This window comes from Salinivibrio sp. MA427, from assembly GCF_001996115.1.
Classification (GTDB): Bacteria; Pseudomonadota; Gammaproteobacteria; order Enterobacterales; family Vibrionaceae; genus Salinivibrio; species Salinivibrio costicola.
Genome location: NZ_MUFH01000008.1, coordinates 1 through 16422 on the forward strand (window position 1 = coordinate 1; position 16422 = coordinate 16422).

The 16422-nt window shown below is 48.6% G+C and carries 16 protein-coding genes; 5 read left to right on the plus strand and 11 right to left on the minus strand.

Annotated features, from left to right (window positions below):
- Positions 1-42: 42 nt before the first annotated feature.
- Positions 43-468 (minus strand): SufE family protein, encoded by a 426-nt coding sequence (locus BZG79_RS01750; RefSeq protein ID WP_077661063.1) that lies wholly within the window; start codon positions 466-468, stop codon positions 43-45.
- Between the two features lie 22 nt (positions 469-490).
- Positions 491-1702, minus strand: a complete 1212-nt coding sequence (locus BZG79_RS01755) for a cysteine desulfurase (RefSeq protein WP_077678787.1) — start codon at positions 1700-1702, stop codon at positions 491-493.
- A gap of 355 nt (positions 1703-2057) precedes the next feature.
- Here BZG79_RS01755 and BZG79_RS01760 point away from each other — a divergent pair, with 355 nt between their 5' ends.
- From BZG79_RS01760 to rlmM, 3 genes are all read left to right on the plus strand, one after another.
- Complete coding sequence (locus tag BZG79_RS01760; protein WP_021022025.1) at positions 2058-2963, plus strand: transcriptional regulator GcvA; 906 nt, start codon at positions 2058-2060, stop codon at positions 2961-2963.
- Complete coding sequence (locus BZG79_RS01765) at positions 2960-3598, plus strand: alpha/beta family hydrolase (protein WP_077678750.1); 639 nt, start codon at positions 2960-2962, stop codon at positions 3596-3598. Before BZG79_RS01760 ends, BZG79_RS01765 begins: the two co-directional genes overlap by 4 nt.
- A gap of 174 nt (positions 3599-3772) precedes the next feature.
- The gene (rlmM, locus tag BZG79_RS01770) at positions 3773-4858 is read left to right on the plus strand and encodes a 23S rRNA (cytidine(2498)-2'-O)-methyltransferase RlmM (RefSeq protein ID WP_077459743.1); all 1086 of its coding nucleotides are present in this window, start codon (positions 3773-3775) and stop codon (positions 4856-4858) included.
- Here rlmM and xni read toward each other — a convergent pair.
- From xni to queF, 5 genes are all read right to left on the minus strand, one after another.
- Entirely contained in the window at positions 4855-5625 is a 771-nt protein-coding gene (gene xni, locus BZG79_RS01775) for a flap endonuclease Xni (RefSeq protein WP_077678749.1), read from the minus strand. The genes rlmM and xni overlap by 4 nt on opposite strands.
- Positions 5626-5705: 80 nt before the next feature.
- Positions 5706-7067, minus strand: coding sequence for a nucleotide 5'-monophosphate nucleosidase PpnN (gene ppnN / locus BZG79_RS01780; RefSeq protein WP_077773600.1), 1362 nt, complete (start codon positions 7065-7067; stop codon positions 5706-5708).
- Positions 7068-7187: 120 nt separating this feature from the next.
- Positions 7188-8747, minus strand: a complete 1560-nt coding sequence (locus BZG79_RS01785) for a GGDEF domain-containing protein (RefSeq protein ID WP_077773601.1) — start codon at positions 8745-8747, stop codon at positions 7188-7190.
- Between the two features lie 76 nt (positions 8748-8823).
- A complete protein-coding gene (locus BZG79_RS01790) occupies positions 8824-11229 on the minus strand; it encodes a hypothetical protein (protein ID WP_077677268.1) in 2406 nt (801 codons plus the stop codon).
- Positions 11230-11287: 58 nt separating this feature from the next.
- Positions 11288-12136, minus strand: coding sequence for an NADPH-dependent 7-cyano-7-deazaguanine reductase QueF (gene queF, locus BZG79_RS01795; protein WP_077773602.1), 849 nt, complete (start codon positions 12134-12136; stop codon positions 11288-11290).
- A gap of 63 nt (positions 12137-12199) precedes the next feature.
- Here queF and syd point away from each other — a divergent pair, with 63 nt between their 5' ends.
- Together syd and BZG79_RS01805 are read left to right on the plus strand one after the other, a co-directional pair.
- Positions 12200-12748: a SecY-interacting protein gene (syd, locus tag BZG79_RS01800; protein WP_021022016.1), complete on the plus strand. Its 549-nt coding sequence runs from the start codon at positions 12200-12202 to the stop codon at positions 12746-12748.
- A complete protein-coding gene (locus tag BZG79_RS01805) occupies positions 12745-13524 on the plus strand; it encodes a Zn-ribbon-containing protein (protein WP_077459739.1) in 780 nt (259 codons plus the stop codon). The genes syd and BZG79_RS01805 overlap by 4 nt, the downstream gene beginning before the upstream one ends.
- Positions 13525-13564: 40 nt before the next feature.
- Here the strand turns inward: BZG79_RS01805 and BZG79_RS01810 are convergent, their stop codons facing one another.
- The 4 genes from BZG79_RS01810 to BZG79_RS01825 all read right to left on the minus strand — a co-directional run bounded on the left by BZG79_RS01810 (position 13565) and on the right by BZG79_RS01825 (position 16393).
- Positions 13565-13843 carry a hypothetical protein gene (locus tag BZG79_RS01810; RefSeq protein ID WP_021022014.1) on the minus strand — a complete coding sequence of 93 codons (279 nt, stop codon included), beginning with the start codon at positions 13841-13843 and terminating at the stop codon, positions 13565-13567.
- Positions 13844-13875: 32 nt separating this feature from the next.
- A complete protein-coding gene (locus BZG79_RS01815) occupies positions 13876-14109 on the minus strand; it encodes a DUF2789 family protein (protein ID WP_077459738.1) in 234 nt (77 codons plus the stop codon).
- Between the two features lie 927 nt (positions 14110-15036).
- Positions 15037-15351, minus strand: a complete 315-nt coding sequence (locus tag BZG79_RS01820; protein ID WP_021022011.1) for a DUF3301 domain-containing protein — start codon at positions 15349-15351, stop codon at positions 15037-15039.
- The gene (locus tag BZG79_RS01825; RefSeq protein ID WP_077773603.1) at positions 15341-16393 is read right to left on the minus strand and encodes a DUF3549 family protein; all 1053 of its coding nucleotides are present in this window, start codon (positions 16391-16393) and stop codon (positions 15341-15343) included. Before BZG79_RS01825 ends, BZG79_RS01820 begins: the two co-directional genes overlap by 11 nt.
- Positions 16394-16422 lie beyond the last annotated feature (29 nt).

Below are 16422 nucleotides of genomic sequence, written 5' to 3' on the forward strand. Positions count from 1 at the left end.
GGTTAGAATGCCGTGACGATGAACCACGGCGTCCAACACAAATTAAGCGGTAAGGTGATGAACATATTGCACAATCGCATGCAAACCATTGGTGCGTGACTCACTTAAATGGTGCGATAATCCGGCTTGTTGGAAGACTTGATCTAAATCGAGAGCGTAAATGGCATCACTGTGTTGACCATGAACACAAGCGAGCACAACGGCTAATAGACCTTTAACGATTCTTGCATTTGAATCTGCAGCAAAGTAATGCCTTTCGTCATCCGAGTGATGTAAAAACCAAACATCACTTTCGCATCCACTGACAAGGCGCGCAGCATGCTTCTGTTCATCGGTAAACGTAGGCAAGCGTTTACCCCACACGATAAGCTGGCGGTATTTGTCCTCCCAGCTGATGTGTTGTGCAAGCATCTCGGTAACCATTTTTTGGTCGAGTTCACTGCCAAAGGGGTGAGTAGGTAAATCCATGGTAGATCCTGTTATGAAACGATTAAACACCGAGTAAATATAATGTTTTATCTAACGCTGTGAGGAAGCGTTGAATGTCTTCCTGATGATTATAGGCACCGAGTGATACACGTACGGTTCCCTCCACGCCCAGCGCTTTGATCAGCGGGTGCGCGCAGTGGTGCCCAGACCGTACTGCCACGTTTTGTTGGCTGAGCAGCTCAGCAATATCTGCGTGGTGTTCTCCTTCTACCACGAATGACACTATGGTGCTGTGTGGTTGGGGGCAGATTAGCTTGATGGCTGGGCGTTGTTTCAAGCCGTCGAGTAGCGCTTGGTAACAGTCACTAATATGGGTATCGATGGCTTGAGCGTCATATTGTTTTAGCCATTGAATGGCGGCAGCAAGGCCAATCGCCCCCGCTGTATTGGGCGTGCCTGCTTCAAAACGAGCGGGAATCGGTGCTAATGTGTGATCATCAAATGTGACGTCAGTAATCATTTTGCCACCACCGTGAAATGGCGCGAGAGTAGCCAATGCTTCTGGTTTTCCATAGAGCACGCCAATACCGGTTGGTCCATACAACTTATGTCCGGAAAACACATAGAAGTCAGCATTCAAGGTTTGCATACTGAGGGGCTCGTGAACGATCCCTTGTGCACCATCAATGATCACCGTTGCACCATGACGATGCGCGAGTGCGGTCATTGCTTCTATCGGGTGGCGTGTTCCGGTCACGTTACTGACATGACTTATCGCCACGATACGGGGGCGGGTCGTGAGTGCTTGTTGATAAGCCTCCATATCTAACTGGCCCGTGCTGACACAACAGGGGATCTTTACCAGTTGCGCGCCTGTACGCTGTGCGATCAGTTGCCAGGGAAGCAAATTAGCATGATGCTCCATTTCGCTGACGAGGATACGGTCGTTGGCGGTCAAAGTGTGGCTGAGGCTATAGGCAAGTAAGTTGATAGCTTCCGTTGCCCCTCGCGTCCAAATTATCTCACTAGGGTTTGCATCAATAAACGCCGCAACCTCACGTCGCGCTTGTTCAAACTGTGCAGTGGTGGATAACGAGGCTTGGTGTTGGCCGCGATGAACATTCGCAACCGGCGCCATGTAGCTTTGGCAAATGGCATCAATCACACACTGTGGTTTTTGTGCCGTAGCCGCACTGTCCAAATACACCCAGTCTGAGGCATTAAAAGCGGGAAACTGGGCACGCAATGCGTAGGGATCAAAACCGTCTGTCATAGTCATCGTCCAAAGTAAAATCTTGCCTATGATCGCCATCTCACTGGTGTAACTCAAGCGTGATACGTATTTAAGATAAAAAACGGACAAAAAAAAGCACTGAGCCAAGCTCAGTGCCAACAAATATGTAATGACAGACAATGTCAAAATACAGGAAGTTAAAAGTGGTAGATACGACTACCTGTCTAACCAGTGTTAGACAAATGCAAACACAACATCGCAACCACGGAAACAGTCTAAATAGAGAGACGTCACATGTGGATGCGGGATGCACTATAGGGTGTTGCTGGTATATCAGCAATCGACAATTTATAATGTCAACGATTAGAAAAATTAATGAATAGGGTGTCCGTTTATGGCAAGGCGTCTTCCTCCACTTAACGCGCTGCGCGTTTTTGAAGCAGCCGCACGACATTTGAGTTTTACTCGTGCAGCTGAAGAGCTCTTTGTGACTCAGGCGGCGGTGAGTCATCAAATCAAAGCGTTAGAAGAATTTTTGGGATTAAAGCTATTTCGTCGTCGTAACCGCTCGCTGTTGTTGACGGAAGAAGGTCAAAGCTATTTTCTTGATATTAAAGATATATTCTCTGAACTTTCTTATGCCACTGATAAAGTGTTAGAGCGAAGTGCCAAAGGAGCGCTGACCATTAGTTTGCCACCCAGTTTCGCGATTCAATGGTTAGTGCCGAGGCTCGCTGATTTTAATAAAGCGCATCCAGATATCGATGTTCGGATAAAAGCGGTTGATTTGGAGGATGGGTCATTAACCGATGATGTCGACGTAGCCATTTATTATGGCCGAGGCCATTGGACCGGTTTACGCTGTGACCTATTGTACCAAGAGTGCTTGTTGCCTGTTTGTTCTCCCATGTTGCTAGAGTCCGGCTATCCGCTCCAAGCGCCAGACGATCTCGTCCATCATGTTTTGTTGCATGATCGCTCACGCAAAGAATGGAAGGCGTTCGCAAAAGCCCATCAATTGAGTGAGGTGAACGTTGAGCACGGTCCTATTTTTAGTCATTCGTCGATGGTGCTTCAGGCAGCGGCCCACGGACAGGGCGTTGCATTAGGGAATAATGTGCTTTCCCAACCTGAACTGGCCTCTGGACGTTTGGTGCAACCTTTTGAGCAGGTGTTAAAAAGTGACAATGGTTTTTATCTGGTGAGTCAACAAAGAGACGCTGACACCGGGCGCATTACTGCGTTTCGAGAATGGATGCTAGCCACTGCAGCAAAAGAGCAAGCGAGTATGAATTTATGATAGATCTAGAATTTGATGGGCCTGATAGTGCCACTGATTGGGTGATTATTGCTCATGGTGCAGGCGCCGGCAAAGAGCATGAGTTTATGACAGATATCGCGACACGCATCGGGGTCGGTTGCCGTGTGGTGCGGTTTAATTTTCCCTATATGGAAAAGCGTCAGGAAGATGGCAAAAAGCGTCCGCCAGACCATGCACCTAAGCTACTTGCACACTTTGAAGCCGTGATTGATGCCATCGATAGTTTACGCCCAAAAGAAAGTCGTTTATGGCTTGCCGGTAAATCGATGGGAGGACGTATGGCCAGCCACCTTACCGGCCATTCATCAGTCAGCGGGGTGGTGTGCTTTGGCTTTCCTTTTCACCCTCCAGGCAAGCCTGAAAAATATAAAGGCGAGCATTTAGCGACCGTGACCAAACCGTTGCTCATTGTGCAAGGGGAGCGTGATACCTTTGGTCGGAAAGAAGAAGTGATGGGGTATTCATACTCATCAAGTATTGATATTGAGTTCGTTCCTGATGGCGATCATAGTTTCAAGCCGCGCAAAGCGTCAGGTTACACTGAGTCGGACAATCGGCAGTTTGCGGTCGACTGTCTACTGCGTTTTATTGAGCGCCAAGGAGCGAAAGCATGAAATTTCGGCTGGGGAGGGCTCGCTGTGGGCGCATGGCGTACAAACGTTTCTCTCTCTCATCCATCGCGTTAAAAGCGGCTATCTGCATTTCTTTCTTGTCGAGATGACAGATATAATGCGCAGCTTATTTTTATCATCACATAGCGTGATCCTATCGTCGAACCAGAGGGTGTTATGAACCAGGTTTTGCTTTACTGCCGTGCAGGATTTGAAAAAGACTGCGCCGCAGAAATCCAACAAAAAACCACCGAAATGGGCGTGTATGGGTTTCCGCGCGTGATAAATAACAGCGCGTATGTTGTGTTTGAGTGCTACCAAGAAGATGACGCTGAGCGCGTTGTGCGTGATTTATCGTTGGACTCGCTGATCTTTGCGCGCCAAATGATTGCTGTGACCGCCGCCTTGTCGAATCTTGACCCTGATGATCGTATCTCCCCGATTTTGGCGGTAGCGAGCGATCTGCCTAAAGGTGGCGATCTACGAGTGGAGACACCGGATAACGATGAGGCTAAAGCCTTATTGAAGTTTTGCCGTAAGTTTACCGTGCCACTACGCCAAGCCTTGCGCAAACAAGGCATCATGTTAGCCAAAGATAACCCCAAAAAACCGGTGATTCACTTATGCTTTACCGCACCGGGTACTTGCTTGGTGGGCTACTCGCTGACGACCAATAACTCACCTCATTATATGGGCCTACCACGGATGAAATTTCCGTCTGATGCGCCAAGCCGTTCGACATTAAAACTGGAAGAGGCCTTCCATCATTTTATACCCAAGGATGAGTGGGATACGCGTTTAGCGCCTGGCATGTGGGCGGTCGATTTAGGTGCATGCCCCGGGGGCTGGACCTATCAATTGGTTAAACGCTCGATGTTTGTCCATGCGGTGGATAATGGGGCTATGGCTGAAAGCCTGATGGAGACAGGACAAGTGTTTCATCATGCCGAAGATGGGTTTAAATTTGAGCCGACGCGCAAGAATGTGACCTGGTTAGTGTGCGACATGATTGAAAAACCATCGCGAGTGGCGCGGTTGATGGGAGAGTGGTTAATTGAAGGTTGGGCCCAAGAGGCTATTTTTAACTTGAAACTGCCGATGAGCCGACGTTATGAGCAGGTGTCAGAAAACTTGCAAACCCTAGGTGCATTTTTGGCTGACTACAATGTGCCGTATGAAATGCGCGCGAAACACCTTTATCACGATCGCGAAGAGATCACCGTGCACTTGCGCCGTGTGAAACGCCAGCAACGTGGCGGCTAACGTTCAAAGCGGATATCTTGCAGGTTAAAACCGAGTGGGATATCCGTTTTTAATTGGGCTACCTTTTTACAACGTTGGGCTAAATCCTGGTGCCCAGCGAGCTTTTTTTGCCATTTTTGTTCGACATCGCTTGCGGCGAAAATAGCCTCAAGCGTCTCGTACCGCTCAAGCAGCGTTGCTGCCGTTTTTGCACCAATACCGGGGACGCCGCTCACTTCGCTACTGCTGATCCCGGCCAGCCCCCAAAAATCGCACAGCTGTTCAGGACGCACACCAAACTGAGCATCAACAAACGCTAAATCGAGCCACCGGTGTTGGAAGTAATCACGAATGCTTAACGTGGGTTGTAATAGCTGGCAGTAGCCTTTATCGGTAGAAACAATCGTGACGTACTCATGACGCGCTGCCACTTTTAATGCCAAGGTAGCAATCATGTCGTCGGCTTCATCGCCTTGTGACAGTAACGCATCGACCCCTCGTTGCCAAAATGCTTCTTGGATCGTGTCTAAGCCTTGTTCTAGTGCCACAGGCATGGGCTTACGGTTTTGTTTATAGGTGGGAAGTATCTCGGCCCGCCAACCTCGATCAGGGCCAATATGATCAAACACGGCAACAATATGGCTAGGCTGGCTATGATTGATGATTTTATCCAAGGTTTTGATGCAAGATTGAGCAGTCGCATCGATCGATTCTTGATCCGGCTGGGCAGCGTGGACTCGGCGGATAAGATTCATCGCATCAATAATAACAACATGGAGCCTAGACATAATAAAAACCGGGTGTGCGTTTTATAAATGCCGCATTATACCCGGTTTTTGTTTAGGACGCAGGGCGTTAAAAGTCGTGCCTAAGTCTCGGAAACAATTTCATAGCAAGGCACATACGCAGTGCCAGGTAGCTTCATGCGTTGTTRTTCAACGAAACTTTGCAAAAGTTTATCCATTTTGGCCATCAAATACTTGTCGCCATCAATTTTAAATGGGCCATGGCGTTCAATATTACGCATCCCCTCATCTTTGACGTTACCTGCAACGATGCCTGAAAAAGCCTGGCGCAGCGAAGACGCGAGAAGCTCTGGGCGTTGATTCATGTGTAAGTTGAGGTTTGCCATATTTTCATGCGTGGGCGCGAAGGGATGCTGAAAGCCGGGCTCAATTTTTAATGACCAGTTATACGAGTAGGCGTCACCCGTTGCTTTGCGGTGCTCTTTGACGGCGGGCATGGCATTTTTCATCAAACGCGCGGCTTTGGCCGGATCATCAATCACAATTTCGTAGTATTGTGTGGCTTCTTCACCGAGTACATCACGAATAAAATTATCAATATCACGAAAATAGGCCTCGCTCTCTTTGGGCCCAGTGAGTACGATCGGCAGTGGCTGCGCGTGATTATCGGGGTGCATCATGATCCCGAGAATATAAAGTAACTCCTCGGCGGTACCGGCGCCACCAGGAAAAATAATGATACCGTGGGCGATACGAACAAACGCTTCTAAACGCTTCTCGATATCGGGCATGATCACTAATTCATTCACCATTGGATTGGGCGGCTCGGCGGCAATAATAGATGGCTCCGTCAGGCCGATAAAGCGGCTGTCATAAGTACGTTGTTTCGCATGACCGATGGCCGCGCCTTTCATAGGCCCTTCCATCGCACCTGGCCCGCAACCGGTGCAAATATCCAGCTCTCTCAGCCCTAACTCATGGCCCACTTCGCGGGTGTATTGGTATTCGATATCATTGATGGAGTGACCGCCCCAGCATACAACCAGGYTAGGATCGACATGGGGACGCAGTGCTTTGGCGTTGCGTAAGATACCGAATATTAAATTGGTAATATGTGGCGAGCTGTCTAGGTTTAGCGCCGGGCTGTGCTCGAGCTGCACATTGACATGAATGATATCTCTTAGCACAGAAAACATGTGCTCTTGAATGCCACGAATGATTTTACCATCGACGAAGGCATGCTCAGGCGGATTAACCAACTCGAGTTTGATCCCACGCTCTCGACGAAGCACTCGGATTTCGAAGTTTTCATGCTTTTCTAGCAGCGCTTTGGAGCTATCTGTATGACTACCAGAATTTAAAACAGCCAATGAGCAGTTTCGGTATAAACGGTATAAATCACTGCTGGCGCTGGTTTTTAAACGATCAACCTCAATTTGAGAAAGCAGATCCATCGTTCCTATGGGGCTAATGTGTGTGATCATAACGACAACCTCTTACGGACCGCCCCTCTTGAAAAGCCAAGTAGGGAAGATAGCACGGTGCTATAAAAATCAGTGTGTTAATTAAAAATACACACGCCAGCCACAATTGACCAGTAATAATTAACACCAAATAATTTGGTTGCGGCCACTGTTTTTGGCTTGATACAACGCTTGGTCTGCTCGTTCTAGAACGGGGGTTGGCGTATCTTGATCGCTAAAGAGGGTAGCACCAATCGATACGGTGATCGCGACGCGTTCGTTCTTGAAWTTTAACGGCAGCTTGCGGATGGTATGGCTGATAGTGGCTAGGATTTCTGTGCGAGTATCATCGTTGGCATCGGGCAATAAGATCACAAACTCTTCACCACCAAACCGAGCTATAAAATCGGTGTCGCGCAAGCATTGATAAATTGTACGCGCGACGATTTTCAAGGCTTTATCACCGACTTCATACCCAAACTGTTGGTTAACTTGCTTGAAGTGATCAATGTCAATCACCGCGAGGCAAAACGGTCGTTGGTACTTCTTCCACAAACGGAACTCATGTTCGAGGCGATCATTGAGCGCGGCGCGATTGTAAACACGGGTCAGTGGATCCAGTAAACGCTTGCGTTCTTGGTCGCCAACATGACGGCGTTGATCCATCGTGTGTTCAGCCAGTGTACTCAGCTGGGTTTGATTGTGGCTCAGTTGCTCTTCGAGTGCGCGCTCTCGCGTTTTGAGGGCCTCGTTCTCTTTTGCTATGGCGTTCAGCGCGCCGAGTGTGCGTGTTAGTGCGGCCTCAGGATTGGACTCTGGCGTGCCTTTTAGGCCAAGTTCTTTTTCAATGTCAGTAATGGTGTGAGCTAGGCGCTGATCAACGCTTTGATGTGCCACCCGCAATTGTGTGGCGTGATCAAAAGCGCGCGTATTTTGCTGACTGATTGCAACCAGATCATCATTCACTTGGGAGAGAAACTGTTGTGATGCCTGACGCTCGGCTTGCGTAGCATCTAAAATAAGCCGAAGGGCGGACAGAGTGAGTGAGACGACAGTCGCTGGCGCGACATCGGTCAATAATTGGCGACGAATATCAAGCAACTGACTGCCAGCTTGACCATCAATATCGAGCTCGGTAATCAGGTTTTGTAGCTCATCTGCGACGCGACGAATTTGGTCTTTATCGAGCTCTATTTGCGCGTGTTGAGCGCGAGGGCGTGTGACTTGCAAGGTCACAGCCCGCTCGTAGAGCTGAAGTAGTCGGATCAAATGCTGCGTTCTTTCAGTATCACTGTTCGCCGATTTTGCTAGCAACTCGCGTAAATCTCGCTTGAGTTGAGCAGGCAGGCCGATAACACGTTGTAGCGTTTCACCACTGGTATGAAACTGCTCTTCGAGATGGGACTGTGCTTTTTTTTGTGTCATGTCTTGATGACTCACCATGCGTTCAATAACAGCTAAACGCGGAAGCAACGCGCTAACATCCTGCGCTGAGTATAATATGTCACGGAAGTCGGTTAGTTTTTGATCTACCGCGGTGTTTTTGCCTGTGCATGTCGCAATCAATCGCGATGCTAAGCGCTTGAGCGTATGGATCTCTCGACGCGACTTCAAAGCCAGCTCTCGATATGCTGAAGGCGCATGATGATGATCCGCCTGAGCGGTCTGTGCCGACAACGGTGATGGAGTTGACTTAGTCATTTGGTCGAAAAAACACCTAATTACATTCGCGATTCAGCATCACAGGTAGTGAGAATGCACCACCCATGGACGTTAGCTATACCGACTTATTGCTATCGTCATCAATAAAAGATGTTCGCTTTTTATCAGATTCGTGATCCTTCTGCCAGTCCATGAGGCCATTTGATGATGTTTTAACCTTTACTAGCCCAGACTCAATCCCTTTTAAACAGGCTTGGCGAAGGTTGGTATTGACGAAACTCGCCGCCGGCGCCGTATTAATCGCACTAAAGTGGACCCAATGACTTTCTTCACTTTGTTGAGCCAGTGCGCTTGCTTGATGTGTGGCGGTGAGCAAGATCTCTATCAGCTCCTGATCGTTGATCGAGGTATATGCGCGTGGCAAAAAGGGATACTCTGCTAAGCCAATGGCGACGTGTGGCGTTAAACGCGCTAGATGTTGAGGAGCAGCATCAATGGATGTGTGGTCATCAAGTAATTGGTCTGATGTGTCGACAGTAGCGTCCTTAGCGGGCGCTTCGTGGACGGTATTTTGGTATTGGGTGACAAAATCCTCTATCAATGTTTGTACAAATTGTGCGAGTGCTTCAGGTTTGGTGTTTTCGTCCCAGTTTGTCTCTATATAGATAAACAGGGTGTCAGCAAAATGGTACAGACGCCCAGATTGTGTCACACGTTCAGACAGATACTCACCGAGCTGGCGTTCTATGTCTTGAGCACGTTGGTAACCATGCAACAAAAACAATTCTTTGAGAAAAACCACGTCGAACATGGCGAAGCGTAGCCGATCACTGAGCGGTTGGTGAATCATGTCGTTGAGGTACCATTGCTCAAAATTGGCATTACTTTTTTCAAGCGAACGCGGCAATTTGGCATTAAGCATACGTAAGTTTCTCAGCCCAGTGCGAGGATGAGTGTAGAAGTCATCACGTAACTGCTCGAGTTCGGTTTGGCGTAACACTGCGGCGCGGTGGCGTAGATAGACAATGGCAATTAGGACACCCAGGCTGCCCAACAGAAAGTAATTGACTTTTTGTAGGTGCAACTGCTCTTGATGCGCCGTATCGAGCTGACGCTGTAATTCATCCATTTGTAACTGGCGTTCAACCACACGCTGCTGTTGCTTAAAGGTATCTGCTTGTTGCTGTTGCTTTGATTGAGCCTGTGTTGCTCGTAATTGCTCATATTCTCGCTGCATAGCGAGCGCAACTTGATATCGTTCCTGCGCCTCGAAAGCGTTTGATAATGCCTGATAGGCGTGGGTCATGGTGGTGATATCGTTTTCAGCCTCGGCGCGCTCAAGCGCGGTCTTGATTTCCTTTTCTGCTTGTTTGGGTTGCTCAAGCGCTAAATGTATTCGCCCTTGTAACAGCATGGCCTGAGTTGTCAGTGGCGAGTTTGGCAAACTCCCCACGAGTCGCAATGCATCCTGAATATAGCGATCACTGAGAGGAAAGTGTTTTAGCTCAAAGTAGGTGCGGGCGATGGCTAAGTGTATATCGGCGAGCGGTTGAGTTCGGCCAAGAGACTGCTCAACTTCGAGCGCATTAAAATAATGCACGAGTGCAAAATTATACCGAGATTGTTGCTCGTATAAGCTAGCTAATAAGCGCTGAGACGCTGAGAGTCGTCGGCTGAGTGAGAAGTGTTCGAAAAATGCCGCGGCTTGATTCGCATGCTCGAGTGCTTGCTCGAGTACACCTTGTTGAAAATAAAGTCGAGCAAGTTCCATATTGGCGTTCGCGATCAATGCGGTATATTCATTTTCACTGGCGATCCAAAAAGCGCTTAGCAGTTCAGTTAAGGCACTTTCATGCTGTTCTTGTGCCAGCAAAAAACGTCCAAATGACAGTTGAAACTCGACTTTGTCGCGAAGATCTTGTGGATCATTACTCAGCTGGCTGCGTGCATTTTCATACGCCACTAATGCCGATTCGTTATCTGATGTTTCAGCCAGTATGTTGGCGCGTAGTAAGGCACTACGAAAGCGAAGCTCTGGCCCATTGAGACTATTTTCCGGCAAGGTACTCATCGCCGTTTGTACTGCATCTAACTTTGCCAGTGCGCCTTGTTCATCATGGTCTAAGTGCCAAATAAGCGTCGCTTCAGTCAGAACGACTTGCACGTGAGTATGTTTTAAATCGTACTCTTCAACGACCTGATACGCTTTTTGGAGCGCGGCTTTGGAATCAAGTGGCTGCTCCAAATGAGCATAAGCACGGGCGCTAATTAAATACGCATAAACCGTGTGCAACGGCGTCCGAATCGATCGATCGGTGTCATTGTTGACGTGTGAACGATTAGCCCCTGTCGTTAATCGTCGTTGGGCCAGGAATCGGTTGCTGATTTCTAAGGATTGGATGGGGGATGTATCCAATAATTTTTCGGCATCGGTCAAAACGGGCGAGGAGTGGATAGAAGCGAACGCCGCCATCGACGTCAACCAAAAAAGCAGGCCTACAAGTAGTGGGCTGATGCGCATGCGCCATCCTCTATGTATAAAAATGAAAGAAAGGCTGCCGATAAGCAGCCCCGTTTTGTTATTGTCGTGCTAACCGGTTATTTTCACTCGGGGTTTTGCCCATATTGGTACGATAGGGGTTTATGTCTAAACCGCCGCGGCGAGTATAGCGGGCATAGACGGTCAATTTTTCAGGCTGACAAAAGCGCATAATATCCATAAAAATGCGCTCAACGCACTGCTCGTGAAATTCGTTATGCTCGCGGAATGAAACCAGGTAACGAAGCAATTTCTCACGGTTTATTTTCTTGCCCTTATAAGCAATTCTCACTGAGCCCCAATCGGGCTGGTGAGTGATTAAGCAATTCGATTTGAGCAAATGACTATGAAGGGTTTCGGACACAATGGCACCTTGCGCGGCGTCTTCTAGCCATTCAGGTTGGAAACGATAGTCATCAATACTGATATCTTGATGATCCAAGCACTCGCCTGATAGTCCCGCAATCACTTCCCCTTCTAGTTCACTGAGGGGCGATAAGGTGACATCCACAGCTTCGCCGGCACAAGCGGAAAGGTCGGTTTGCAGTGCATTCGCCACTTGCTGCCAGCTATCGAATCGGGTTTGGTTAAAACTATTGAGGTATAACTTGAACGATTTCGATTCCACTAGGTTTGGGCTGGATGCGGGTAATCGTACCTCGCCGATCGCGACTTGAGGTAAACCGTTCTTGTTTAACCAGGATAGCTCATAGAGCGTCCAGGTATCATAGCCAGTGAAAGGAAGCGACGCCTGATCGAGGCCGATAGCTTGGCGGTTTAATTCGCGCGGGACCGCACGCAGCTGTGACGGATCATATTCAGTTGGGTAATCAGTGTGTTGACCTAGCGATAGTTTGGCTAGGGCATCGGGATCTTGATAATTGCTCATACGGATCTGCTATTGATTCAAGTAGAATGGGTAAAGTTTACTGAATCTTGCTATAGGTTGCGAATGGAGAACACATTACATCGCGCCCTTTGGGCGCTAGCACAGAATTATGTTACCGCATGGCAGCATCAATATCAGAGTTTACCGTGCTCGGATGAGTATATCGGGCTCTCATCGCCTTGTATGGTCAGTGACAATGCGCATCAAGTACAGTGGCAGCCAGTTAAGCGTGAAACCGCCGCGGACTTTACCAATGTTGAGAAGGGAATATCGCTGCGTTTACACAGTGATATAAAAGATTTTTATAATGGCTTCTATTGCGCCGATTTACCGGTTCGGTTTGCGGGGGAGTCGATCTGTTTGGTGCAAGTTTGGAGCGATGACGATCTCGCACGCTTACAAGAAAATATTTTGGGGCATTTAATGATGCAACGTCAGCGTAAATTGACCCCGACTGTTTTCATTGCCACCACGGATGACGAAATGACGATCATTTCAATTGATAATATGAGCGGCGAAGTGGTGAAAGAAGGATTGAATACTGGCACTCGCGACGTGATAGCCAAAGATGCCGAAGCGTTTGTGACGGCGTTGGAGGTTGATGCTATATGATCCTGACAGAGCTGACGTTTGAGTGTTTCGATAACACCACAGTAGATGCCGTCGATCGTAAGCTTAATGGTTTAATGGACGCGCTGCGATATAACGGTCAGGTGCTTGGACGCGAATTTCCTATTCTCATGCAAGACGGGCAATTTCAGCTCCGTGTGGTGTGTCCAGATGAAGATGCGTTACAACCTAAGTATCATAGTCCTCAAGTCAAACGCGCGTTGCAACAATTGGCTGATGCGTGTTTGACCCAGCCAAAAGTACGCCTTTTGGGGCGCGATCTCAATTCGGAGCAAGCGGCGCCTAATGCGTCACCAAGTTGGCAAGTGTTGTACACAACCTTTGTGCACACGTGCTCACCGCTGCGCTGCGGGGATACGTTGCTACCTATCCCTTTATACCGTTTACCAGCCACCTTTAATGGTGATCATAAGTCAGTCGTCAAATGGCAAACGGAATGGCAGGCCTGTGATGAACTACAAATGGCGGGCGCCAGTGATGCCGAATTTGCTGGGCTTAACGAGATACAAAGCCCCCATACTCGGCTATTTCAACGGGGATGGGATTTGCGCGGTCGGATTGAATACCTAACGGGGATCCCGACTTATTACTATCAATATCGCGTCGGTGGCAAAGACAAGGACAGTGAGTTAACACGCCCTTGTCCGAAATGCGGCGCAGCGTGGCGATTAGATACGCCACTGCACGATATTTTCTTATTTAAGTGTGAGGCTTGCCGTTTGGTCTCAAACCTGTCTTGGGACTTTAAACTAACTTGATTGCTTGATTGCTTGATTGCTTGATTGCTTGATTGTTGTATTACTGATTGTCCAACGTTGCTTCTAACCGGGCCAAACGCTCACTTAGCTGTGTAATGTGTTGCTCAAGTTGATCGATCCGCTCAGCATCAGACAGGGTGATCTCGGGGGCTGACATGGCAGGCAGGGACTGATTTTTTTTGGCACTTTTGACGGCCTGAATGATCAGCGGCAATGGGACTTGTGTATCAAGTTGAGCTTTTATCTTTGCCACTGTCGCGCTTTGTCCTTTTGCGGCGAGCGCTTTTAACGCTCGCTCTAATGCTGCTTGATAGCTCATTTCATCTCCTTGGTTTAAAGTCAGCGGCAAGATTAGGGCTTTCTCAGTAATGCATCAAGCATATCAACTTGCTCAGCCCAGTCGGCATCCTCTTTTACGGCTTGCTCAATCAATGCCCGCTGCGCCGCGTTCCAAAAAGGAGCCTCCACCAGCGTTTGTCCGTCCACCAGACAGTGGCTGGATAAGAAGTGCTCAATCGCTGTGTGATCGCTGTCTAACCCGAGTTGCTCAAACAGATGTTGCAAATCATGCTGGAACGTTTCCATTGTCTCTCCTATCCTGTTGGTATGGGTCTATATTGACTATAGCAAGAATAAAAAGCGTAGACCTCTCCCCACCGTTGATGACTCAATCCTACCTTGTCGAGACAATTATCCCTTTTCTGTGTGCGATATCTCTTACACGCGCGTGGGATAAAAGCAGAATCGTATCAAGACAAACGACCTGACGATAGTTTATTTTTAATTTAAAACAGTGACTTACTGCATTGTAACTAGTTCGGACTAAAAAATGAGAGATTAAGCACGTGACAGTGACTTGTACCAAGCGTCTATTCGCGTAATCTTATGGGTGTCGGAAGGGAACTGACACAGGGAACAGGAATCACCAAGGACTTGGTACCTCAGGATGAGGCAGTACTTCAGGAAGAAGCGCTGGCAAGGATTGCAAAAAGGACAACGGACGGAACCGTTCGCTGCAAGCAGGAAGCTTGTACGTCAGGAAGACTTAGGACAACCCAGGATGGGGGCTTAAGGATCACTTCAGGACGAAGTCATGGACACCTCCAGGATGGAGAGCTTATCGAAAATCGGAATTTCGGTTTGTCAGGATGACGAAAGGACACCTCCAAGACGGAGAGACATGGAACGACGCTGAAGGAATCGGCGACTGATCAAGGAATGATGCAGGGAGCACCTTTTCGTAGCAGGATAGCTGCAAGTAAAACTTTAGGGCGCGGCGCAAGCTGCGCCCTTTCCTTTTTGAGTGCTTTGGCCGACACTCGGTGGCCGACACTCGGTGACTCCCTGTCACGCATTAGCAAAAACACCCTCAGCGTGCGCATCATATTTATAATCTAGTACAGCTTATCACGATGCGCGACTATGTTTGTGCACCCAGGTCTCTGTACTCAGGTCTTTGCCCTAAGGTCTTTATACTAGGGAGGGCCTTTGSATTGACGATCTTCTCATCGATCAATCGGATTGCCCCGGCATCGTATGAACAGGCGTATCAATCGCTTTCAGCCTTAGTCCATAAAGCTGTGCTTGACCGGTGTAGTGATCATTACCCGTCGCTGAAAACTCAAACCAATAGTACGTTACCCATCGCCAACCAGCCTTCGTTTTGACCATGGTGTGGCGACCGCGCGCGATTGAGAGTAATTGTAACTCCATTCGTTGACAGTATTGACGAATATGCTGGTGAGCTTGCTCAGATTGCCGCCGCTGTTGCCAAAATAGCAAGGCAATGACGACAACCAGCAAGATGGTCAATAGATCAGTGATCATGTGATGTTTGTGTCACGGCCTGTTGCATCCGAGCCATGGCCTGAGCCAGGGCGGGTGATGTATGACCGTGGAGCCGCGTCAGTAGTGCACCGCGTAACGGTGGTAACATGACCAAATCCGTATAGATTTGCTGAAATAATGCTGCATCTTGGTGGTCTGCCAAGGCAATCAAAAAGTAGTCAAGCACGGATTCATTGGCTAAGCTACGCCAGCAGCGACCGGCAATAGCGACAAAAATTTCTCGGTGGTGGAGCTCTGGCCTTGCAAGCACCGCTTCTATCAGTTGGTGCTCGGTGTCTGAAGGCGCCCCAGCATGAGCACGAAGTAATGCACTGACCAAAAACAAGTCGACATCTTGGTTTTGGCACATTTGAGTAAACATCTCGCGTAAACTTTCCGCTAATTTCGCGTTAATTTCACAATGCTCCAAACAACCTAACAGCGCATATAGTGGTGTGCTAGGTATGTTATTCAGTGCTTTACGAACTCGAGTTGCATTATTTTGCTCCTGCATACGCACGCAGGTATCCGCTAGCCCCTGAAGTCCAACGCCTTGCCAATTATCCCAGCCGAGCTCGCCATTGAGGTAATGCTGGGCATGGTCATAGTACTGGCTGGCAGGATGACCCAGTTGATAGGTCAGTGAGGCGTGAAACATCGCCATCTTGTCGTCAGTTGGGGTAAAGGTATAAGGATTGTTGGCCAGTTTCTCGCGCTGTGCCTTGTTTGGCGTCGCGGTCAGGCTCTCACCCATCGCCGCGCTGACATACTGAAGGAAATCCCCCATTGCAGTGTGATTTAATAACCCTCGCTCATCTAAAGGCATTTTTAAAAACCATACCCAAGGCGTGCCACCTTGTGGCCAAAAAGCCACGGCCATATGCGCTTGCTGACGTAATGGGTGAGGGTAAGGTTGTTGGTTGGCCTCGACGGCACGAAAAGATGCCTCTTCCAGGCGGCACACTCGACGGCCTAAATCATAGACACTGAATTGGCAACCAGCTTGATCAAATAGGGCGCTGAGGGCGTGAACCGTTTGCATGATATCCGCTCTTCGTTATCGCTTAATTA